This is a genomic window from Pseudomonas sp. TH10 (assembly GCF_016651255.1).
Classification (GTDB): Bacteria; Pseudomonadota; Gammaproteobacteria; order Pseudomonadales; family Pseudomonadaceae; genus Aquipseudomonas.
In genome coordinates this window covers 13,445-34,411 of record NZ_JAEKEG010000006.1, presented here as the reverse complement: position 1 = coordinate 34,411, position 20,967 = coordinate 13,445, and the positions used below count along the sequence as shown (strand labels likewise).

The 20,967-nt window shown below is 60.7% G+C and carries 18 protein-coding genes and 1 other RNA gene; 1 reads left to right on the top strand and 18 read right to left on the bottom strand.

Going from position 1 to position 20,967, the window contains the following annotated elements; all coding sequences use genetic code 11:
- On the top strand, positions 1 to 1,255 hold a 1,255-nt coding region (locus tag JFT80_RS00870; protein ID WP_201146600.1), incomplete at its 5' end, for a sensor domain-containing diguanylate cyclase.
- 135 nt (positions 1,256 to 1,390) lie between these two features.
- Here the strand turns inward: JFT80_RS00870 and lpxC are convergent.
- From lpxC to rsmI, 18 genes are all read right to left on the bottom strand, one after another.
- Positions 1,391 to 2,302, bottom strand: coding sequence for a UDP-3-O-acyl-N-acetylglucosamine deacetylase (gene lpxC, locus JFT80_RS00865; protein ID WP_007916984.1), 912 nt, complete (start codon positions 2,300 to 2,302; stop codon positions 1,391 to 1,393).
- 112 nt (positions 2,303 to 2,414) lie between these two features.
- Positions 2,415 to 3,611, bottom strand: a complete 1,197-nt coding sequence (ftsZ, locus tag JFT80_RS00860) for a cell division protein FtsZ (RefSeq protein ID WP_201146599.1) — start codon at positions 3,609 to 3,611, stop codon at positions 2,415 to 2,417.
- Between the two features lie 73 nt (positions 3,612 to 3,684).
- The gene (ftsA, locus tag JFT80_RS00855; RefSeq protein ID WP_201146598.1) at positions 3,685 to 4,944 is read right to left on the bottom strand and encodes a cell division protein FtsA; all 1,260 of its coding nucleotides are present in this window, start codon (positions 4,942 to 4,944) and stop codon (positions 3,685 to 3,687) included.
- A 15-nt stretch (positions 4,945 to 4,959) separates the two neighbouring features.
- Positions 4,960 to 5,826, bottom strand: a complete 867-nt coding sequence (locus tag JFT80_RS00850) for a cell division protein FtsQ/DivIB (RefSeq protein WP_201146597.1) — start codon at positions 5,824 to 5,826, stop codon at positions 4,960 to 4,962.
- A gap of 4 nt (positions 5,827 to 5,830) precedes the next feature.
- Positions 5,831 to 6,805: a D-alanine--D-alanine ligase gene (locus tag JFT80_RS00845; RefSeq protein ID WP_201146596.1), complete on the bottom strand. Its 975-nt coding sequence runs from the start codon at positions 6,803 to 6,805 to the stop codon at positions 5,831 to 5,833.
- Positions 6,802 to 8,262, bottom strand: coding sequence for a UDP-N-acetylmuramate--L-alanine ligase (gene murC / locus JFT80_RS00840; RefSeq protein WP_201146595.1), 1,461 nt, complete (start codon positions 8,260 to 8,262; stop codon positions 6,802 to 6,804). The genes JFT80_RS00845 and murC overlap by 4 nt, the downstream gene beginning before the upstream one ends.
- Complete coding sequence (gene murG / locus JFT80_RS00835; RefSeq protein WP_201146594.1) at positions 8,255 to 9,325, bottom strand: undecaprenyldiphospho-muramoylpentapeptide beta-N-acetylglucosaminyltransferase; 1,071 nt, start codon at positions 9,323 to 9,325, stop codon at positions 8,255 to 8,257. The genes murC and murG overlap by 8 nt, the downstream gene beginning before the upstream one ends.
- A complete protein-coding gene (gene ftsW, locus JFT80_RS00830) occupies positions 9,315 to 10,532 on the bottom strand; it encodes a putative lipid II flippase FtsW (protein ID WP_374091304.1) in 1,218 nt (405 codons plus the stop codon). The genes murG and ftsW overlap by 11 nt, the downstream gene beginning before the upstream one ends.
- A complete protein-coding gene (murD, locus tag JFT80_RS00825) occupies positions 10,529 to 11,875 on the bottom strand; it encodes a UDP-N-acetylmuramoyl-L-alanine--D-glutamate ligase (RefSeq protein ID WP_201146593.1) in 1,347 nt (448 codons plus the stop codon). Before murD ends, ftsW begins: the two co-directional genes overlap by 4 nt.
- A 5-nt stretch (positions 11,876 to 11,880) precedes the next feature.
- On the bottom strand, positions 11,881 to 12,963 hold the full coding sequence (mraY, locus tag JFT80_RS00820; RefSeq protein ID WP_201146592.1) for a phospho-N-acetylmuramoyl-pentapeptide-transferase: 1,083 nt from the start codon (positions 12,961 to 12,963) through the stop codon (positions 11,881 to 11,883).
- On the bottom strand, positions 12,963 to 14,330 hold the full coding sequence (gene murF / locus JFT80_RS00815; protein ID WP_201146591.1) for a UDP-N-acetylmuramoyl-tripeptide--D-alanyl-D-alanine ligase: 1,368 nt from the start codon (positions 14,328 to 14,330) through the stop codon (positions 12,963 to 12,965). The genes mraY and murF overlap by 1 nt, the downstream gene beginning before the upstream one ends.
- Complete coding sequence (locus JFT80_RS00810) at positions 14,323 to 15,786, bottom strand: UDP-N-acetylmuramoyl-L-alanyl-D-glutamate--2,6-diaminopimelate ligase (protein ID WP_201146590.1); 1,464 nt, start codon at positions 15,784 to 15,786, stop codon at positions 14,323 to 14,325. Before JFT80_RS00810 ends, murF begins: the two co-directional genes overlap by 8 nt.
- On the bottom strand, positions 15,786 to 17,525 hold the full coding sequence (locus JFT80_RS00805; protein ID WP_201146602.1) for a penicillin-binding protein 2: 1,740 nt from the start codon (positions 17,523 to 17,525) through the stop codon (positions 15,786 to 15,788). Before JFT80_RS00805 ends, JFT80_RS00810 begins: the two co-directional genes overlap by 1 nt.
- Positions 17,525 to 17,818: a cell division protein FtsL gene (ftsL, locus tag JFT80_RS00800; protein WP_007917008.1), complete on the bottom strand. Its 294-nt coding sequence runs from the start codon at positions 17,816 to 17,818 to the stop codon at positions 17,525 to 17,527. Before ftsL ends, JFT80_RS00805 begins: the two co-directional genes overlap by 1 nt.
- Complete coding sequence (rsmH, locus tag JFT80_RS00795) at positions 17,815 to 18,762, bottom strand: 16S rRNA (cytosine(1402)-N(4))-methyltransferase RsmH (protein WP_374091303.1); 948 nt, start codon at positions 18,760 to 18,762, stop codon at positions 17,815 to 17,817. Before rsmH ends, ftsL begins: the two co-directional genes overlap by 4 nt.
- Positions 18,759 to 19,214, bottom strand: coding sequence for a division/cell wall cluster transcriptional repressor MraZ (mraZ, locus tag JFT80_RS00790; protein ID WP_008147486.1), 456 nt, complete (start codon positions 19,212 to 19,214; stop codon positions 18,759 to 18,761). The genes rsmH and mraZ overlap by 4 nt, the downstream gene beginning before the upstream one ends.
- 355 nt (positions 19,215 to 19,569) lie before the next feature.
- Positions 19,570 to 19,923, bottom strand: an RNA gene (gene rnpB / locus JFT80_RS00785) — RNase P RNA component class A.
- A gap of 73 nt (positions 19,924 to 19,996) precedes the next feature.
- Positions 19,997 to 20,902, bottom strand: coding sequence for a 16S rRNA (cytidine(1402)-2'-O)-methyltransferase (gene rsmI, locus JFT80_RS00780; RefSeq protein WP_201146589.1), 906 nt, complete (start codon positions 20,900 to 20,902; stop codon positions 19,997 to 19,999).
- Positions 20,903 to 20,967 lie beyond the last annotated feature (65 nt).

Here is a 20,967-nt window from a genome sequence, read left to right as displayed (position 1 = left end):
GCAACGGGACGACCTGCGCCAGGTCTCACCGCAGATCCGCCACCTGGTGCTGTTCGACCGCTCCACCACGGCCCGATTCAAGGGCGATATCCTGCTACTCGACAAGCACGGCGAGGTCCTCGCCGACTCATCCCTGATCGAGCCCCGGCCAGGGAATTTTGCCGACCGCGACTACTTTCAGGCCCACGTCACCAACACCGGCAGCGGCATGTACATCAGTCGCCCGTTCAAGCCCCGCTGCGATTGCGAGGACAGCAATGAATGGCGAATCAGCTTCAGCCGTCGCATTGCCTCGTCGAACGGGGAGTTCCTGGGGGTGGCCGTGGCATCGATGCGCCTGACCTACTTCGACCAGCTGTTCAACAGCCTGTACATCGGCAGCGACAGCACGCTGAACATCATCGACGACGCAGGCATTCTCCTGGCGCAGAAGCCCTACCTGGAGCATGACTCGATCGGTAAGAGCTTCGCCACCCGCCCCAATGTCGTACGCATCCTGCGCGAGGGCAGTGGCAGCTTCGAGAGCGTTTCGAGTATCGATGGCCGGCAACGCCTCTATACCTTTTCCCGGGTTGGTAATCTGCCGCTGACGGTGATCGTCGCGCTGTCCGGCAACGACGTGTTTGCGGCCTGGAGGCGCACGGCGCTGGTGATCAGCGGGGCAACGGGCGTGCTATGCATTGGCTTGCTGTGGCTTAGCGGGTTGCTGTGTCGGGAACTGCGTTTGCGCCATCACGCCGAGCAGGAACTGGCGCAACTGGCCGCCACCGATTCCCTGACCGGGGTCGCCAACCGCCGGATCCTTGACCTGACCCTGCGCCACGAATGGTTTCGCGCACAACGCTCAGGCCAGCCGCTGTCGGTGCTGATGATCGACGCCGATCACTTCAAGGCCTTCAATGACCGTCATGGGCATCAAGGCGGTGACGAGGCCTTGCGCACGATCGCCAAGGTAATCGCGGCCAATGTACGGCGTCCCGCGGACCTGGTGGCGCGCTACGGTGGCGAGGAGTTTTCGGTGATCCTGGCGGAAACTGACAGCACGGGTGCCCGGCAGATTGCCGAAAAGATCCGGATGGCGGTGGAACAGTTGCCGAAGACGGAGGGAGACGAGCTACCCATGACCGTCAGTATCGGTATCAGCACCTGGACTACCCAGACGGATGTGACCCTGGAGCAACTGCTGTTTGCAGCGGACAAGGCGCTGTATCAGGCCAAGGAGCAGGGGCGCAATCGGGTGGTTGCCGCACATTAAGATCAAAAGATCGTCCGAACGCGGCCCGAACCTGTGGCAGCTCCTGCAGGGATACGCATTCCATCTGTAGCTGCGATCTTGCATAAAAAAAGGCCATCCGAGGATGGCCTTCAAAAAACTAGAGAGGTTTTTTACTTACACCGCCGCAACAGGGCGCATGTAAGAGATCGGTGCGGTACTGGCGTCTTCGAACGTCACCACTTCCCAGGCATCTGTCTGCTCAATCAATTTGCGCAGCAGCTGGTTGTTCAGTGCGTGACCGGACTTGAAGCCTTTGAACTCACCAATCAGGCTGTTACCCAGCAGGTACAGATCGCCAATGGCATCGAGGATCTTGTGCTTCACGAATTCGTCTTCATAGCGAAGGCCGTCTTCGTTCAGTACGCCATCGGCATCGACCACGATTGCGTTTTCAACGCTGCCGCCGAGTGCGAGGTTGTGCTTGCGCAGGTACTCGATATCACTCATGAAACCAAAGGTGCGGGCGCGGCTGACTTCTTTTACGAACGAAGTGCTGGAAAAATCCACGCTTGCACTTTGGGTGCGGTCCCGGAATACCGGGTGATCGAAATCGATCTCGAAGCTCACCTTGAACCCTTCGAAAGGGACGAAAGTGGCGCGCTTGTCGCCGTCTTCCACTGTCACTTCACGCAGGATGCGGATGAATTTCTTGGCGGCGTCCTGTTCTTCCAGGCCAGCCGATTGAATCAGGAATACGAAGGGTCCAGCGCTGCCATCCATGATCGGGACTTCGGACGCGGAGAGCTCGACGTAGGCGTTATCGATGCCCAGGCCAGCCATGGCCGAGAGCAAGTGCTCTACCGTGTCCACTTTGACGTCGCCGTTAATCAGCGTCGTCGACATAGTGGTTTCACCGACGTTTTCCGCGCGGGCAGGGATCTGCACCACAGGGTCGAGGTCAGCGCGACAAAACACAATGCCAGTGTCGACAGGCGCGGGCTTGAGGGTCAGGTATACCTTCTCCCCGGAGTGCAGGCCTACACCTGTGGCACGGATAATATTTTTCAGTGTGCGTTGTTTAATCATGGCTTGGGCCGCTTCAGCGCAAATTGCGAACTGGTATCAACAAAGGCTGGCGATAATAGCAGACCGAGCCTTTGCTGAACACCAATCACCTTCATAGCCCTGATACATTCCATCAATCGGCCTGACGACGCAGGAAGGCCGGGATGTCCAGGTAGTCCAGGTCATCTTGCGGATTCATCTTCGCGGCAGTCGCTGCACCGGCCTGAGCCTGGTTGCGCATGACGGTCGGACGGTCCAGATCACGGTAGTTGACCGCTGGCGCTTCCTGACGAGCCGCAGCCGGTTGTTGTACCTGGGAGGCAGCCATGGAAGTGTGAACGGTGTTGTCGATGACCTTCACAGGCTTCTCGATTTTCGCGCCCAGACCGGTGGCTACTACGGTTACGTGCAGCTCGTCGCGCATGTCCGGATCGATAACAGTACCGACCTTGACCATCGCGTGCTCGGAAGCGAAGGCTTCGATGATGCTACCCACGTCGGAGTACTCACCCAGAGACAGGTCAGGACCGGCGGTGATGTTCACCAGGATGCCGCGTGCGCCTTGCAGGTTCACGTCTTCCAGCAGCGGGTTACGGATCGCCGCTTCGGTGGCTTCACGTGCACGGTTCGGACCGCTGGCGCAGCCAGTGCCCATCATCGCCATGCCCATTTCGCTCATCACGGTACGTACGTCGGCGAAGTCGACGTTGATCATGCCCGGACGCTTGATGATGTCGGAGATACCGCGAACGGCACCGGCCAATACATCGTCAGCCTTGGCGAAAGCCGACAACAGGCTCGCGTCCTTGCCGAGGATGGTCAGCAGCTTCTCGTTAGGAATGGTGATCAACGAGTCGACGCTTTCGGACAGCATGCGAATGCCTTCGTCGGCGATCTGCATACGCTTGCGGCCTTCGAAAGGGAACGGACGGGTCACCACCGCAACGGTGAGGATCCCCATTTCCTTGGCCACTTCGGCAATGATCGGCGCAGCACCGGTACCGGTACCGCCGCCCATGCCAGTGGTGATGAACACCATGTTGGTGCCCTGCAGGACTTCGGCAATGCGCTCACGGTCTTCGAGAGCGGCCTGACGACCTACTTCAGGGTTGGCGCCGGCACCCAGACCTTTGGTCACACCGGTACCCAGTTGCAGAATGGTTCGCGCGCCGATGTTTTTCAGCGCTTGAGCATCAGTGTTGGCGCAGATGAATTCAACGCCTTCAATGTTGCTTTTGACCATGTGGTTGACAGCGTTGCCGCCGCCACCGCCGACACCGATAACTTTGATTACCGGGCTTGCGGGGATGTTGTCTACGAGTTCGAACATTTTCCCTCTCCTTACATTCTCTAGTTTTTTCGCCTACTGCGTTTGTTGCGGTCGTGCGGTGCTGCGTAATTCTTTAGAAGTTGCCTTGTACCCAGCTCTTGATGCGATCGAGCAAGGCGGGTTTGGCTTCTTCATTGCTGTAGCTGTCGCGGCTGCTGATGCCCGAGAACGAGATCCCGTCGGACTGCTTTTGCAGGCCGTACATCAACAAGCCAACGCCAGTGGAATAAATCGGGTTACGCACCACGTCATCCAGGCCTTTGACGCCGTGCGGCACGCCCAGACGAACCGGCATGTGGAAGATTTCTTCGGCCAGTTCAGTGGCGCCTTCCATCTTCGACGTACCGCCGGTGAGGACGATGCCGGCCGGGATCAGGTCTTCGTAGCCGCTGCGACGCAGCTCGGCCTGAATCAGCGTGAACAGTTCGTCGTAACGCGGCTCGACCACTTCGGCCAGGGCCTGACGCGACAGTTCGCGCGGTGGACGGTCGCCAACGCTTGGCACCTTGATGGTTTCACCGGCACCGGCCAGTTTGGCCAGGGCGCAGGCGTAACGGATCTTGATTTCTTCGGCGTACTGGGTCGGAGTGCGCAACGCCATCGCGATGTCGTTGGTCACCTGATCACCGGCAATCGGGATCACGGCGGTGTGACGAATCGCACCTTCGGTGAAGATCGCGATGTCGGTGGTGCCACCGCCGATGTCGACCAGGCACACGCCCAGCTCTTTTTCGTCGTCGGTCAGTACCGAGTACGCAGACGCCAGTTGTTCGAGAATGATGTCGTCGATTTCCAGACCGCAGCGACGCACGCATTTTTCAATGTTCTGTGCGGCGTTGACGGCGCAGGTGACCACGTGAACCTTGGCTTCCAGGCGGACGCCGGACATGCCCAGAGGCTCGCGCACACCTTCCTGGTTATCGATCACGTAATCCTGCGGCAGGGTGTGCAGCACGCGCTGGTCAGCCGGGATCGCCACAGCCTGGGCGGCGTCAAGAACGCGCTCCAGGTCAGCCGAGCTGACTTCGCGATCACGGATCGCGACGATGCCGTGGGAGTTCAGGCTGCGGATGTGATTGCCCGCCACGCCGACGAACGCCGAGTGAATGCGGCAGCCCGCCATCAGTTGGGCTTCTTCGATCGCGCGCTGGATCGATTGCACGGTGGATTCGATATTGACCACCACGCCCTTCTTCAGGCCACGGGACGGATGCGTACCGATCCCGACGATTTCCAGCGAGCCGTCGTCGGAGACCTCGCCGACCAGCGCCACCACCTTGGAGGTGCCGATATCGAGACCGACGATCATTTTGCCGCTTTGCACGTTTGCCATGGGTCCTGCCTCTTCTTAATTCTTTGCGACAGCGGGTTTGTCTGTCGTCGGCGCTACAGGTTCCCGCCAGCCAACAGCGAGGCCGTTGGCGTAGCGCAGATCGATGCGCGCAATGTTCGTAATCTGGTCTTTAAGCGTCTTGTCATAGATGGCGATGAAACGGCGCATCTTTTCCACCAGGTTGCCGCGTCCCAGCAGCAACTCGATGCCGGGGCCGGAACTGCCGGCACCGGTGGTCAGGAACCAGCTACCGCGTTCACGCAATTCCAGGCGCGCAATCGAGAAGCCCAGCGGCCGCAGCATCTGGCTCAGCACCTGATACTGCTGCATCACTTGCTGCTGGGCCCGTTGTGGGCCGAACAGCTGTGGCAGGTGTTCGTAGTTCGCCAGCTCCTTGGGCGTGAACGCCTGGCCCTGGTTGTTCAGCAACGACTCGTCGCCCCAACGGGCCACCGGCAGTTGCTCTTCGAGGCGGATCACCACTTGATCCGGCCACACACGGCGTACTTCGGCGTGGGCGATCCAGGGCATCTGCTCAAGCTCGGTACGCATGCCCGCCAGATCGATGGTGAAGAAGCTCGACGCCACGTACGGGGCGATCCGCTGCTGCACCGCTTGCTGGCTGATGTAACTCAGGTCGCCCTGCACGGCGATCTTGGTGATCGGTCGGTCGGCGTACGGCAGCAAACGCGTTGCGCCTTCGTACGTACCAAAGCCCAGTACCACCAACAGCACCGGCCAGAACAGGCTTTTCAGAAAGCTGAAATTGGCTTTCGGCAGGCGCGCGGACATCGGCTCTTTGGCCACCATTCGGCTGGCACCCCGCGGCACCGGCTTGCGGCCGGGTGCGGGTGGCTGATGTCTGAGCTGAGCGCCTTGCATGGTCTTAACCTCGCGCCTCTTGGGTTACTGCGCCTTCAACACTGGCGGCCAGAATGGCCAGCACCAACTGCTGGAAATCCAGACCGGCAGCACGTGCCGCCATCGGCACCAGACTGTGATCTGTCATGCCCGGTGCGGTGTTCACTTCCAGGAACCAGAACTGCCCGTCGGCGTCCTGCATCACGTCCGCCCTGCCCCAACCGGCAATCCCCAGCGCCTCACTGGCCTTGGCCGTGAGATCCATGAGTTCCTGTTCCTTGGCGGCATCCAGCCCGCACGGAATGCGGTACTGGGTATCGTTGGCGATGTACTTGGCGTCGTAGTCGTAGAACGTGTGCGGTGTACCCAGGGCGATAGGAGGCAACACCTGGTCACGCAGGGTGGCGATGGTGAACTCCGGACCTTGGATCCATTGCTCAACCAAGACTTGCGAATCGTAGGTACTGGCCGCTTTCCATGCGTCGATCAACTCGGACGCAGAACTCACTTTGGCCATCCCGATACTTGAACCTTCATGCGCCGGTTTGACGATCAAAGGGAAGCCCAGTTCCGTCGCCGCGGAAATACAATCGGCTTCGCTGCACAGCACGGCGTGACGCGGCGTCGGAATCCCGAGGCTGTGCCAGACCTGCTTGGTGCGCAATTTGTCCATCGCCAGTGCGGACGCGAGGATGCCGCTGCCGGTGTAGGGAATCCCGGCGACTTCGAGCAGGCCCTGCATGCTGCCGTCTTCACCGCCACGGCCGTGAAGAATGATGAACGCGCGGTCGATTTTTTCACTCAGCAGACGCTGCAGAATATCGGCGCCAACGTCGATGCCGAACGCGTCCACGCCAGCGCTTTGCAGCGCGTCGAGCACAGCATTACCGGATTTCAGCGAAACCTCACGCTCGGCACTCAGACCGCCAAAGAGCACGGCAACGCGGCCGAAGTCTTTCGGCGCGATAGTGGAAAACAGCTTGGCGTAGGCAGCAGTCATTTCAACTTCCCCTCGACCGACGCCGCCACGGCGCCAGCGAACAATTCACTTTTCAACAGCTTCGGCGCGAGACCGCCGATATCACCGGCGCCTTGGCACAACAGAATGTCGCCAGCACGCAGCAGCGGCTTGACCAGCGGCGCCAGATCAACGCCACGTTCGATGTAGATCGGGTCGAGCTGACCGCGCTGGCGGATGCTGTTGCACAGCTTGCGACTGTCAGCGCCCGGGATCGGTTCCTCACCGGCCGGATAGACTTCCATCAGCAGCAGCACGTTGGCGTCGGCCAGTACATTGACGAAATCGTCATACAGGTCGCGGGTGCGGCTGTAGCGGTGCGGCTGGTAGACCATCACCAGACGGCGCTCCGGCCAGCCACCGCGCACGGCCTTGATCACGGCGGCGACTTCGGTCGGGTGGTGGCCGTAGTCATCCACCAGCATCACGTTGCCGCCGTCTACCGGCAGTTCGCCGTAGACCTGAAAGCGTCGACCGACGCCCTGGAAACCCGACAGGCCCTGAACGATGGCTTCATCGCTGACGCCCTCGTCGGACGCAATGCAGATGGTCGCCAGCGAGTTGAGCACGTTGTGATTGCCCGGCATGTTCACGGAAACATCCAGCGGCTCGCGGTCAGGACGCAGCACGGTGAAGAAGGTCTGCATGCCTTGCTGACGCACATTGATTGCACGCACGTCGGCATCTTCGCTGAAGCCGTAGGTCACGGTCGGACGTTTCACCAGCGGCAGGATTTCGCGCACGACCGGGTCATCCAGGCACATCACGGCCAAACCGTAGAACGGCAGGTTGTGCAGGAACTCGACGAAGGTTTTCTTCAGTTTGTTGAAGTCACCGTCGTAGGTCGCCATGTGGTCGGCATCGATGTTGGTGACCACGGCGACCAGCGGTTGCAGGTGCAGGAAGCTCGCATCGCTTTCATCGGCTTCGGCGATCAGGTAACGGCTGGTACCCAGTTGTGCATTGGTACCCGCAGCATTCAGTCGACCACCGATGACGAACGTCGGATCGAGACCACCGGCGGCGAATACCGAAGCGATCAGGCTGGTAGTAGTGGTTTTGCCGTGGGTACCGGCAACGGCGATGCCGTGGCGATAGCGCATCAGCTCGGCGAGCATTTCTGCACGCGGCACCACCGGAATGCGGCGCTCAAGGGCGGTCGCGACTTCCGGGTTGGAGGTGTTCACAGCGCTCGACACCACCAGTACGTCGGCGGTCGCGGCATTCTCGGCACGGTGGCCGATGAAGATGTGCGCGCCGAACGATTCCAGACGCTCGGTGACCGGCGAAGCTTTCAGGTCGGAACCGGAGACTTCATAGCCCAGGTTCAACAACACTTCGGCGATACCGCACATGCCCACGCCGCCGATACCGACGAAGTGGATGCGACGGATGCGGCGCATCTCCGGATGAGGCATGGCTTTCTGATTCTCAACCATGGGCCACCTCCAGGCAGGTATCGACAACGTTACGGGTAGCATCTGGTTTGGCCAGGCGGCGGGCTGCGGTGGCCATGTCATTGAGTCGTTGCGGTTGCATCAAGACCTCTGTCAGGCGCGCGGCAAGGTCCGCGGCACCAGTCGTTCTTTGCGGCATCAGGAAGGCAGCGCCTTCACGGGCCAAATAATCGGCGTTGCGGGTCTGGTGATCGTCGATCGCATGGGGCAAAGGCACCAGCATCGAGGGCAGACCGGCGGCAGCCAGCTCACTGATGGTCAACGCGCCTGCGCGGCACACCACCAGGTCGGCCCAGCCATAGGCTTGGGCCATGTCTTTGATGAAAGGCTGCACCTGCGCCTCGACGCCGGCGGCGCGGTAGCGCTCTGCAGTCACTTCATCGTGGTTTTTGCCGGCCTGATGAAACACTTCCGGGCGCAAATCGGCAGCGACTTGGGCCAGGGCTTCAGGCAGCAATTTGTTCAACGGTTCTGCGCCCAGGCTTCCGCCGAGGATCAGCAAACGCGCTTTGCGACCGGCCAGAGCAGGTCGCGATGTGTCGAGGAACAGCTCGCTACGCACCGGGTTGCCGGTGGTGCGGCGGCTGTCCGACAGGGTAAAGGTGTCGGGGAAGGCTTCACACACCCGGGCGGCCAACGGCACCAGCAACCGATTGGCGGTACCGGCCACCGCGTTCTGCTCGTGAACGATCACTGGCACACCGGCCAGTTTGGCAGCAACACCACCAGGACCGGTCACATAGCCACCAAAGCCGACCACGCAGACCGGCTGCAGTTGGCGAATGATCGCCCGCGCCTGCCAGACCGACTTGAGCAACATGATCGGAGCCTTGAGCAGCGACAACTTGCCCTTGCCACGTAGACCACTGGCATTGATGCGGTGCAGCTCGATACCGGCCATCGGTACCAGTTCGTTCTCGATCCCACGTGGCGTGCCGAGCCAGTGCACGGTGTAACCGCGCGCCTGAAACTCGCGGGCACAGGCCAGCGCCGGGAATACGTGGCCGCCGGTGCCGCCGGCCATGATCAATACGTTACCGCCCATGATTCGGCTCCTCGGCGAAGTCGCTCTCATGGAATTCCATCTCTTCACTGCCCAGGTGGGTTCGACTCTCCCACTCGATCCTCAGTAGCAAGCCGAGACAGGCACAGCAAATCACCAACGAACTGCCGCCATAACTGAGGAACGGCAAGGTCAGACCCTTGGTTGGCAAGAGGCCGACGTTCACACCGATGTTGATCAGGAACTGACCAATCCACAGGAACGACAGACCGTAGGCCACATAAGCGGCGAAGAACTGTTTGGCTTTCTCGGCCCACAAGCCGATGTACATGCCGCGAATACACACGAACACGAACAGCGCCACGGTGCACAACGAACCGACCGCGCCGAGTTCCTCAGCCAGAACCGAGAACACGAAGTCGGTGTGCGCTTCCGGCAGGTAGAACTGCTTCTGCACGCTGTTGCCCAGGCCTACGCCCAGCCACTCGCCGCGACCGAACGCGATCAGCGCTTGCGACAGCTGATAACCGGCGCCGAACTGGTCGGCCCACGGGTCGGCGAAGTTGGTCAGACGCGCCATCCGGTACGGCTGCATCTGAATCAGCAAGACCACCGCCCCGACCGCCAACACCACCATCAGCGAGAAACGGAACAACCCGACCCCGCCAAGGAACAGCATCGCGGCAGCAGCGCCCATCATGACCACGGTGGCACCGAAGTCCGGCTCCATCAGCAACAGGCCGGCCATCGGCAGCAGCACGATGAACGGTTTGAAAAAGCCCATCCAGCTCTCGCGCACTTCCTTCTGGCGACGCACCAGATAACCGGCGAGGTAGATCACCACGAATACCTTGGCGATTTCGGACGGCTGCACGTTGAAGAAGCTGAACCCGATCCAGCGCATCGAACCGTTCACTTCGCGGCCGATGCCGGGGATGATCACCATCACCAACAAGCCGAACGCACCAATCAGCATCAGCCAGCCGAGGCGCTGCCAGGTGGCGATCGGAATCATCATGGTGACGATGCAGGCGCCCAATCCCAGCACCACATAAATAAGGTGGCGGATCATGTAATAGAGGGCGCTGCCCGACTGGACGGCAGCGACTTCGGTCGACGCCGAGGCAATCATCACCAGGCCCAGGCCCAGCAATGCCAGGCACCCGGCAAGCATCGGGAAGTCGAGATCGATGCCGCGCCCGGTAATGATCGGCGACGGGTACGGCTTGATGATATTAAGCAGGCTCATGCCAGATCCTCCACAGCGCGGACGAACTGGTGACCACGGTCTTCGTAATTCTTGAACATGTCGAAACTGGCGCAGGCCGGCGACAGCAGCACCACGTCACCTGGATGGGCGGCGGCGCGGCATTGTTCCACCGCCTCGACCAAAGACCCGACGCGGATCAGCGGCACACGGTCGCCAATGGCTGCACCGATTTTGTCGGAGTCACGGCCCATCAGGATCACGGCACGGCAGTTGGCCGCCACCGGATCGCGCAAGTCGGTGAATTCGGCCCCTTTGCCGTCGCCACCGGCGATCAGCACGACCTTACCGTCGATATCGGCGCCCAGGCCTTCGATGGCTGCCAGTGCGGCACCTACGTTAGTGGCTTTGGAGTCGTTGTAGTAGCCCACGCCATCCAGGTCGCGGACCCACTGGCAGCGATGCTCCAGACCGGCAAATGTGCGCAGCGCCGAAAGCATGGCGTCGAACGGCAGGCCGACCGCATGACCAAGCGCCAGCGCCGCGAGGGCGTTGGACTGGTTATGCGCGCCGCGAATCTTCAGCTCACGCACCGGCATCAGGTTCTGGAATTCGAACGCGAGATATTTCTCGCCGTCCTCTTCACGGATACCGAATGCCTTGAAATCCGGTTTGGTCAGGCCGAAGGTCCAGCACGGCTGGCCCTCGCCCATCAGCGGACGGCTCAGGGCATCCTGGCGATTGACCACGAACTGCCTGGCACCACGGAAGATCCGGTGCTTGGCCAAGTGGTACGCCGGCAGGCCGCTGTAGCGATCCATGTGGTCTTCGCTGATGTTGAGCACGGTGGCCACTTCGGCGTTGAGCTGGTCGGTGGTTTCCAGTTGGAAACTCGACAGCTCCATCACGTACAGCTCGACGTCATCGCTGAGCAGGTCGAGCGCCGGAGTGCCGAGGTTGCCGCCGACGGCGACACGCTTGCCGGCCGCAGCCGCCATCTCGCCGACCAAAGTGGTGACGGTGCTTTTCGCGTTGGAGCCGCTGATAGCCACGATCGGCGCCTGCGCGTTACGCGCGAACAGCTCGATGTCGCCGGACAGTTTCACGCCACGGGCCGCAGCGGCTTGCAGGGCCGGGGTCGCCAGCGCCAGACCGGGGCTCACGTAGAGCTCGTCGGCACGGCACAGGAATTCGACGTCCAGCTCGCCACAACGCACTTCCACGTGCGGATAGTCACGCTTGAGCGCGGCCAGTTCCGGTGGATTTTCCCGCGTATCAGCCACAGCAAACGACGTGCCCCGGTTCGCCAGGAAGCGAACCAGGGACATGCCGCTCTTGCCGAGGCCGACAACGATGCGGAAGTGGTCAGAAGCGATCAGAGACACTCGTTCTACCTCAGCTTCAGGGTGGCAAGGCCGATCAGCACGAGAATCACGGTGATGATCCAGAAACGGACGATCACACGCGGCTCGGGCCAGCCCTTGAGTTCAAAGTGGTGGTGTATCGGTGCCATGCGGAACACACGGCGACCGGTCAGCTTAAAGGAAGCAACCTGAATGACGACTGACAGGGTTTCCATCACGAACACGCCGCCCATGATGAACAGGACGATTTCCTGACGGACGATCACCGCGATGGTGCCCAGTGCCGCGCCGAGTGCCAGTGCACCGACGTCGCCCATGAACACTTGCGCCGGATAGGTGTTGAACCAGAGGAAGCCCAGACCGGCACCGATCAGCGCACCGCAGAACACGATCAGCTCACCCGCGCCCGGCACGTAAGGAATCAGCAGGTATTCGGCAAATTTCACGTTACCCGACAGATAGCAGAAGATGCCCAGACCACCGCCGACCATCACGGTTGGCATGATCGCCAGACCGTCGAGGCCGTCAGTCAGGTTGACCGCGTTGCTCGAACCGACGATCACAAAGTAGGTCAGCACGATAAAGCCCAGGCCCAGCGGAATGCTGTAGTCCTTGAGCATCGGCAGAATCAGCGTGGTTTCCACCGGGGTAGTGGCGGTCATATAAAGGAAGATCGCTGCGCCGAGGCCGAACACCGACTGCCAGAAATACTTCCAGCGACTCGGCAGACCACGCGAGTTTTTCTCGATGACTTTGCGGTAATCGTCGACCCAGCCAATGGCGCCAAACAGCAGGGTCACCAGCAGCACGGTCCAGACGTAGCGGTTGCTCAGGTCAGCCCAGAGCAAGGTGCTAACGCCGATCGAAGACAGGATCAGCGCGCCGCCCATGGTCGGCGTACCAGATTTCGACAAGTGCGATTGCGGACCATCGTTACGAACGGATTGACCGATCTGACGGTTCTGCAAAGTGCGGATCATCCACGGGCCATAGCACAGCGACAAAACCAGCGCAGTCAGCACACCGAGAATCCCGCGCAGGGTCAGGTACTGGAAGACCGCGAAGCCTTTGTAGAACTGTTGCAGATACTCCGCTAGCAGCAGCAGCATTAATGTTTCTCCAAACTGGACCCGCACAGAGCCGCAACGATGTTTTCCATCGCTGCACTGCGCGAACCCTTGATCAAAATGGTGGTGTTTGTGTCCTGCTCGGCGTCGAGGGCCTGAATCAGTTCGGCTTGCGTGCCGAAGTGATGCGCCTGTTCACCGAAAGCGTTTACGGCGTGAACCATGTTTGGCCCAACGGCATAAAGCGCGGAAACCTTGCCCCGGGCGTATTCGCCCACGTCGCGGTGCCCCTGCTCCGCCCAATCGCCCAGCTCGCCGATATCCCCGAGCACCAGAACGGTGCGGCCGGAAAAGCCGGCAAGTATATCAACGGCCGCGCACATCGAGGTGGGGTTTGCGTTGTAAGTGTCATCGATCACGCGCATACCGTTTTTCGCCAGTTGCGCGACGGTGCGACCCTTGACCGGTTGCACGGCGCCAAGCCCGGTGGCGATGCCGAACAGCGACACGCCCAAAGCGTGCGCAGCAGCGGCGGCGGCCAAGGCGTTAGCGACGTTGTGGGTGCCGAGCAGGTTCAGTTGAACGCGCTCGACACCTTCAGGTGTATGCAGATTGAAGGCCGGGCAGCCACGGGCGTCGGTGGTCAGATCGCTGGCATGGAAATTCGCCTGAGTGTTGCTCAGGGCGAAAGTCAGCACCTGGCGAGCGCCCGCGCGGGTCTTCCAGATGCTGAAGGCCTTGTCATCGAGATTGAGCACGGCGACGCCATCAGCCGCCAGCCCGTCGATGATTTCACCCTTGGCTTCAACGATTTTTTCCGGGCCGCCGAACTCACCGACGTGAGCGGTGCCGGCATTGTTCAAGATTGCCACATGCGGCTTGGTCAGCCCGACGGTGTAGGCGATTTCACCGAGGCGCGAGGCACCCAGTTCGATGACGGCCGCCGTGTGTTCCGGGGCCAGTTCGAGCAGAGTCAGTGGCGCGCCGAGGTCATTGTTCAAATTGCCGCGAGTCGCCAGCACCGGACCGCGCGTGCGCAAGATGCTCGCGAGCATTTCCTTGACGGTGGTCTTGCCGCTGGAGCCGGTGATCGCGGCGACTGGCTGAGTGAATGCAGCACGGTTCAGCGCCCCCAACTGGCCGAGAGCCTGACGGGTGTCCTTGACCAGCAATTGCGGCAACGTACTGTCGGCGACTTCACGCTCGACCAGTGCGGCAACGGCGCCTTTGGCGGCGACGTCGTTCAGATAATCGTGACCGTCAAAGCGCGGACCGGTCAGGGCAATAAACAGTTGGCCAGGCTGGATCGCACGGCTGTCGATGCTGACGCCGTCGAAGCTGGCATCAGCAGCGATCAAGCGTGCATCGAGCGCATTGGTCAGTTCGCTGAGTTTGAGGGCCTTAAGCATGGGCCACCTCCCACGCGGTCAGCGCGTGATCGGCCTCGACCAGGTCGGAGAAAGCGTGGCGCTCGCCATTGATCTCCTGATAGTCCTCGTGACCTTTACCGGCCAGGACGATTACGTCATCGGCCGAGGCACCGGCAATCAGTTGCGCGATCGCCTGACCACGGCCGGCGACAAAGGTGACTTTATCCACAGCCGTGAAACCGGCGCGGATGTCATCGAAAATCACCGCAGGGTCTTCAGTGCGCGGGTTGTCGTCGGTGACCAGCACTTGATCAGCCAGACGCTCAACCACTTCAGCCATCAACGGACGCTTGCCGCGATCACGGTCACCGCCGCAGCCAAACAGGCAGAGCAGTTGGCCTTTGACATGAGGACGCAACGCGGTCAGGACTTTTTCCAGCGCGTCCGGGGTGTGGGCGTAATCGACCACCACCAACGGCTGCGTGCCACCGCCCAGACGCTGCATGCGACCGGCCGGGCCTTCGAGTTTCGGCAGTACTTTGAGAATTTCGTCGAGCGCGTAATCCAGACCGAGCAAGGCGCCGACCGCCGCCAGGACGTTGCTAAGGTTGAAGCGACCGAGCAAGGTGCTGCGCAGATGATGTTCGCCCTGCGGCGTCACCAGCGTGGCGCGCACGCCGTGGTCGTCGAACTGCGCTTCGCGGCAGAACAGGTACGCGCTGCTGTCGAGCAGGCTGTAGGTGATCAAACGCGATTCACGTTTTTCAGCGGCCAGTTGCCGGCCGAAATCGTCGTCGAGGTTGACCACGCGGCACTTCAGGTCATTCCAGGCGAACAGCTTGGCCTTGGCCTCAGCGTACGCTTCCATGGTGCCGTGATAATCCAGATGATCGCGGGACAGGTTGGTCATCACCGCCACGTCGAATGCCAGCGCGGTGACGCGGCCCTGATCCAGACCGTGGGACGAAACTTCCATGGCCACGGCTTTGGCGCCGGCCTTTTTCAGGTCGCCCAGCGTCGCCTGTACGGCAATCGGATTCGGCGTGGTGTGCAGGCCGCTCTCCAAGCCGCCGTAGAAACCGCTGCCCAGGGTGCCAACAATGCCGCAGTGCTGACCGAGCAGGTCCAGGGCTTGCGCGACCAGTTGGGTAACGCTGGTCTTGCCGTTGGTGCCAGTGACGCCGATCAGGTTCAGGTGGCGGCTCGGGTCACCATAAAATCGCCCGGCGATGTCCGACAGCTGCGCTGCCAGGCCCTTGACCGGAATCAGCGGCACGTCAGTGATCGGCAGCACGGTGGCGCCTTCAACCTCATAGGCCACGGCGGCGGCGCCGCGCTGCAATGCATCGGCAATGTGCGCACGGCCATCAAATTTGCCACCGGGCACGGCGAGGAACAAATCGCCTGCGCGCACGTTGCGGCTGTCCAGCGCCAATTCACGGATCAACAGATCGTGGCCGGCGTGGGGGAATATCTTGTTCAGACTTAATGACATCAGCCGCGCCCTCCATTGGCTTTCAGCGGAATGACTGGGGTGGCGTTGGCCTGCTGAGTGGTCGGCAGGTTGTCCGGGGTCACGTTCATCAGACGCAGGGTGCCGGACATCACACGGCTGAACACCGGTGCGGACACCAGACCACCGAAATAACCGGCCTTGGACGGTTCATCGATCACCACAACAATGGCGTAACGCGGATCGCTCATCGGGCCGAAACCGGCGAACAGCGAGCGATAGGAGTTTTCGGCGTAGCCCTTGGTGCCCACCGACGTTTTACGTGCAGTACCCGACTTGCCGGCCACGTGATACGCCGGCACCTGCGCACGGAATACGCCACGCGGGGCTTCGATCACTTGCGTCAGCATGCCTTGCATGGTTTTCGCGACAGCTTCCGGCAGCACTTGCGTGGTTTGCGGCGGCTTGTCGGTTTTGATCAGGGTCAACGGCGCGAGACGACCATTGTTGGCCAGCGCCGAGAAGGCATGAACAAGCTGAATCGCGGTCACGGAAATACCGTAGCCGTAGGACAGTGTTGCGGTTTCAGCCTTGCGCCATTCGCGGTAGTTCGGCAGGTTGCCGACACGCTCGCCCGGGAAGCCGAGGCCGGTGTCCTGGCCGAGGCCGACTTTCTGCGCGAGACGGTAAATGGTTTCGCCACCAATATCGAAGGCAACCTTACTCATGCCGACGTTACTGGAATTGATCAGAATGCCGGTCAGATCGAGTACCGGACCTTCGCTCTTGGAAACGTCCTTGATCGTGTATTTACCGATCTGCAGCGTGCCCGGATACACCTCGACGGTGTCGCTCGGTTTCCAGCGGCCGGACTCGATAGCGGCGCTCATCGAGATGGCTTTCATGGTCGAACCCGGTTCGAACACGTCGATCATCGCGCGGTTACGCATCATCGCCGGTTGCAGGTTGCGACGGTTGTTCGGGTTGTAGGTCGGCTGGTTGACCATGGCGAGAATCTCGCCGGTCTTGACGTCCATGATCACCAGGCTGCCGGCCTTGGCACCGTTTTCGATGATTGCGTTGCGCAGCTCGCGGTTGGCCAGATATTGCAGACGCAGGTCAATCGACAACGCCAAGGGCTTGCCGGCCTTGGCGTTTTTGGTGACCTGGACATCCTTGATCAGCCGTCCGCGCCGATCCTTGATGACCTGTCGTTTGCCCGGCACCCCGGCCAGCCACTCGTCGTAGGCGAGTTCGACGCCTTCGCGACCGTGATCGTCGATGTCGGTAAAACCAACCATGTGCGCGGTGACTTCACCGGCCGGATAGAACCGGCGGAATTCTTCGATGCCGTAAACGCCCGGCACTTTCAGGTCGAGTACAGCCTGGCCCTGCTCAGGCGTCAGCCCGCGCACCAGGTAAATGAATTCTTTGTTGGCTTGCGCTTCAAGGCGCTCGGTCAGGGCTTTCGGATCCTGACCCAGGGCGGCGGCGAGTGCGGGCCACTTTTCCTTGGCGGTCTGCATTTCCTTGGCGTTGGCCCACAGCGTGGTCACCGGGGTACTGACGGCCAAAGGCTCGCCGTTACGGTCGGTGATCAGACCACGGTGAGCCGGAATCGGGATATGACGAAGACTGCGCGCATCGCCCTGACCTTTGAGGAAGTCACGGTCAACCACTTGCAGGTCGATGATGCGCCAGCAGATCGCCGCGACCATCACGCCGAGCAGCGCCACCATCAGGCGGAAGCGCCACGGGAACAATGCGCCTTCGAGTTTCATCATGGCGCCACCATCTTCACGTCAGCCGCGCCCGGAATGTGCATTTTCAGTTGTTCGGTGGCCAGCACTTCGATCCGGCTGTGCGCGGTCCAGGTGCTTTGCTCAAGAATCAAGCGACCCCACTCGGCCTGCGCCTTGTCGCGCACGCTGAGTTCGTTATAAAGGGTGTTGAGCAACTGACGGTTCCAGTGCGCGCTGTACGACACGGCGATGGCCGATACGAGCACGCCGATGAACAGCAGCAGCATCAAAAAGCTGCCGCCAGGCAGTGGCTTGGCGAAAAGCTTGCTCACCGCAGCTTCTCCGCGACGCGCATGACGGCGCTACGGGAACGTGGGTTGGCTTTGAGTTCGGCGTCGGAGGCCGTCTGCGCTTTGCCATGGACTTTGATTTTCGGTTCGAACGCCACGTGGCGAACGGGCAGGTTGCGCGGCAGGTTGTCGGCTTCGCCTTTCACCAGCTTGCGCATGAACAGTTTGACGATGCGGTCTTCCAGCGAGTGGAAGCTGATCACAACCAGACGACCGCCAACTTCCAGCGCTTCCAGTGCGGCTTCGAGGCCGGTTTCCAGATCGCCCAGTTCGTTGTTGACGTGAATGCGCAAACCCTGGAATGCACGGGTGGCCGGGTTCTTGCCCTTTTCCCATGCAGGGTTGGCGACCTTGAGCACTTCAGCCAGATCGGCGGTACGCTCGAAAGGCGTGATATCGCGACGCTCGGCGACGGCACGGGCCATGCGCCCGGAGAAACGCTCTTCACCGTATTCCTTGAACACCCGGGCGATTTCCTCAGCCGGCGCGGTGTTGACGAATTCGGCAGCGCTGATGCCACGGGACGGATCCATGCGCATGTCCAGCGGGCCGTCGTTGAGGAAACTGAAGCCGCGCTCAGCATCGTCGAGCTGCGGCGAAGACACGCCGAGGTCGAGCAGAATGCCGCTGACCTTGCCGGCCAGACCTTGTTCGGCGACGACCGAACCCAGCTCGGCAAAGCTACGCTGCACAACGACAAAGCGGCCGTCTTCGGCCGCCAGCGTTTGCCCGGTGGCAATCGCTTGAGGATCTTTGTCGAATCCCAGCAACCGGCCATCGGGACCCAGCTGGCTGAGGATCAAACGGCTGTGTCCGCCGCGTCCGAACGTACCGTCCAGATAGCAGCCATCAGGGCGTACGGCGAGAGCCTCCACGGCTTCGTCAAGCAGTACGGTGATGTGGTTAAAGCCGCTATCAATAGTCACAGGATCAAATCACGCAGTTCATCAGGCATAGCGCCCGGTTGTTGAATAGCAGCAAGGTCAGCGGCAGATACCGCGTCCCATGCATCCTCGTCCCACAATTGGAACTTGTTCAGCTGGCCCACCAGCATCGCGCGCTTATCGAGCTTGGCGTATTCGCGCAGACGCGGTGGAACCAGAAAACGGCCACTGCCATCGAGCTCGAGGTCGACGGCGTTGCCGATCAATAAACGCTGCAAGCGACGGTTCTCTTCACGAAGCGAAGGCAGTGCGCGCAATTTGGTTTCAATAATTTCCCACTCATCGAGGGGGTAGACACACAAACAGGGATCAACGGCATCGATGGTCACGATCAATTGGCCGGAACTGCGCGAAACGAGCTCGTCGCGATACCGGCTCGGCATAGCGAGACGGCCCTTTGCATCGAGACTGATAGCGTTAGCTCCGCGAAACACGTCTGCGTTTCTCCAATTTTTATCGTTTTGAGCTCAAAAAACCCACTTCATGCCACTTTCCGCCACTTGCGCACACTATAGGAATGCGCCCACCACACCGTCAAGGCGCGGATTAAAGGAAAACCCTTACAGAACGGAGATTTAGGAGCATAAAAGGAGGAGCAACGAGAATCTGGCGCGGAGTTTCGACCCATAACTTGATGCAGCACTGAAAGCTGCGCTCGAAAGTTAAAGTAATTTGTTAAGAGTAAGATTTTTTCGGTATTACAAAAGCGCTTCTGCTGAGGTTTCTGGAAGGAGGAAAAGCGTTACTGCCTGCGCCCTGTCCAATGCTGCAAACAGGGAGGGGAAAAAGGTGGAGAGTCGATCTGTAAGCCGGGTTCTGTCTTGAACAGTCATTCGTCTACGATGGCCATCACTGGACATCTTTAGCAACCTACCCGGTCCCAGCGCGGGCCACGCCTTGGGACCCTATTTGGTCTTGCTCCAAGTGGGGTTTACCTAGCCACGAACTGTTGCCAGACGTGCGGTGCGCTCTTACCGCACCTTTTCACCCTTACCGGCGCCGAAGCGCTTAGGCGGTTATTTTCTGTGGCACTTTCCGTAGGCTCACGCCTCCCAGGCATTACCTGGCACTTCGCCCTATGGAGCCCGGACTTTCCTCCCCCCCCTAATTTTCATAGAGGGCAGCGACTGTCCGATCGACTCTCCGCCGCGCAGGTTAACGGCAGAGCGCCTGAAGAACAAGCGCTAATAGCCGCAAAACCTGTCTGCGCGACGGGTTACTCGCCCTTCTGCTGGTCCAGCGCAACCTGATACAACACATTCTTGCGTTCACCGGTGATTTGCGCAGCCAGTGCGGCGGCACGCTTGAGCGGCATTTCTTCGAGCAGAAGATTGAGGATGCGCATGGCCTCGCTGCTGACTGCCTCTTCGGTTTCAGGCACGGACCAACCTGCCACCAGCACCACGCACTCGCCCCGCTGCTGATTACTGTCGGACTCGACGAACTCGCGCAACTCGGCCAGGGGCAGCCCCTTGAGGGTTTCGAACGTCTTGGTGATCTCCCGGGCCAGCAAGGCCGGACGCTCACCACCAAACACCAGCTCCATATCCTGCAGACACTCCAGGATACGGTGTGGCGCTTCATAGAAAATCAAGGTGCGCGGCTCTTCCTTGACCAGCTCCAGGCGGGCCCGGCGCCCTACTGCCTTGGCGGGCAGGAACCCTTCAAAGATGAAGCGGTCCGACGGCAGGCCCGCAGCCGACAATGCCGCAATCAATGCACAGGCACCCGGCACTGGCACTACATTAATGCCCGCCGCGCGTGCCTGGCGCACCAGGTGATAGCCCGGATCGGAAATCAACGGCGTGCCGGCATCGGAGATCAACGCCACATCATCGCCCGCCAGCAACCGGGTAATAAAGCGGCTACCTTCATCCCGTTCGTTGTGCTCATGACAGGCCGCCAGCGGCGTGGCAATCCCGAAGTGCTGCATCAGCCGCGCCGAGTGACGGGTGTCCTCGGCAGCAATCAACGCCACTTCGCGGAGAATTTTCAGGGCCCGGGCGCTGATGTCGTCCAGGTTGCCGATGGGCGTCGCCACCACATAAAGCGAGCCAGCAGCGGAATTCAAAGCACCTGGAGCAGTCAAAGCGCACACCTCATGATCGTTAAAAGTCGCCATTGTAGCGCGTAGCGTCGTCGGCGACAGGCGTCTGCCACTGCAGGTTTTCCTGCCTTCGGTGCCTT

Coding starts and splice junctions, on each gene's coding strand:
- murC (WP_201146595.1), bottom strand. CDS start 8,262: ATGGTTGAGAATCAGAAAGCCATGCCTCATCCGGAGATGCGCCGCATC.
- murF (WP_201146591.1), bottom strand. CDS start 14,330: ATGCTTAAGGCCCTCAAACTCAGCGAACTGACCAATGCGCTCGATGCA.
- ftsZ (WP_201146599.1), bottom strand. CDS start 3,611: ATGTTCGAACTCGTAGACAACATCCCCGCAAGCCCGGTAATCAAAGTT.
- murG (WP_201146594.1), bottom strand. CDS start 9,325: ATGGGCGGTAACGTATTGATCATGGCCGGCGGCACCGGCGGCCACGTA.
- rsmI (WP_201146589.1), bottom strand. CDS start 20,902: ATGGCGACTTTTAACGATCATGAGGTGTGCGCTTTGACTGCTCCAGGT.
- JFT80_RS00845 (WP_201146596.1), bottom strand. CDS start 6,805: ATGACTGCTGCCTACGCCAAGCTGTTTTCCACTATCGCGCCGAAAGAC.
- JFT80_RS00805 (WP_201146602.1), bottom strand. CDS start 17,525: ATGAAACTCGAAGGCGCATTGTTCCCGTGGCGCTTCCGCCTGATGGTG.
- ftsA (WP_201146598.1), bottom strand. CDS start 4,944: ATGGCAAACGTGCAAAGCGGCAAAATGATCGTCGGTCTCGATATCGGC.
- JFT80_RS00810 (WP_201146590.1), bottom strand. CDS start 15,786: ATGTCATTAAGTCTGAACAAGATATTCCCCCACGCCGGCCACGATCTG.
- ftsW (WP_374091304.1), bottom strand. CDS start 10,532: ATGAGCCTGCTTAATATCATCAAGCCGTACCCGTCGCCGATCATTACC.
- mraY (WP_201146592.1), bottom strand. CDS start 12,963: ATGCTGCTGCTGCTAGCGGAGTATCTGCAACAGTTCTACAAAGGCTTC.
- lpxC (WP_007916984.1), bottom strand. CDS start 2,302: ATGATTAAACAACGCACACTGAAAAATATTATCCGTGCCACAGGTGTA.
- JFT80_RS00850 (WP_201146597.1), bottom strand. CDS start 5,826: ATGCAAGGCGCTCAGCTCAGACATCAGCCACCCGCACCCGGCCGCAAG.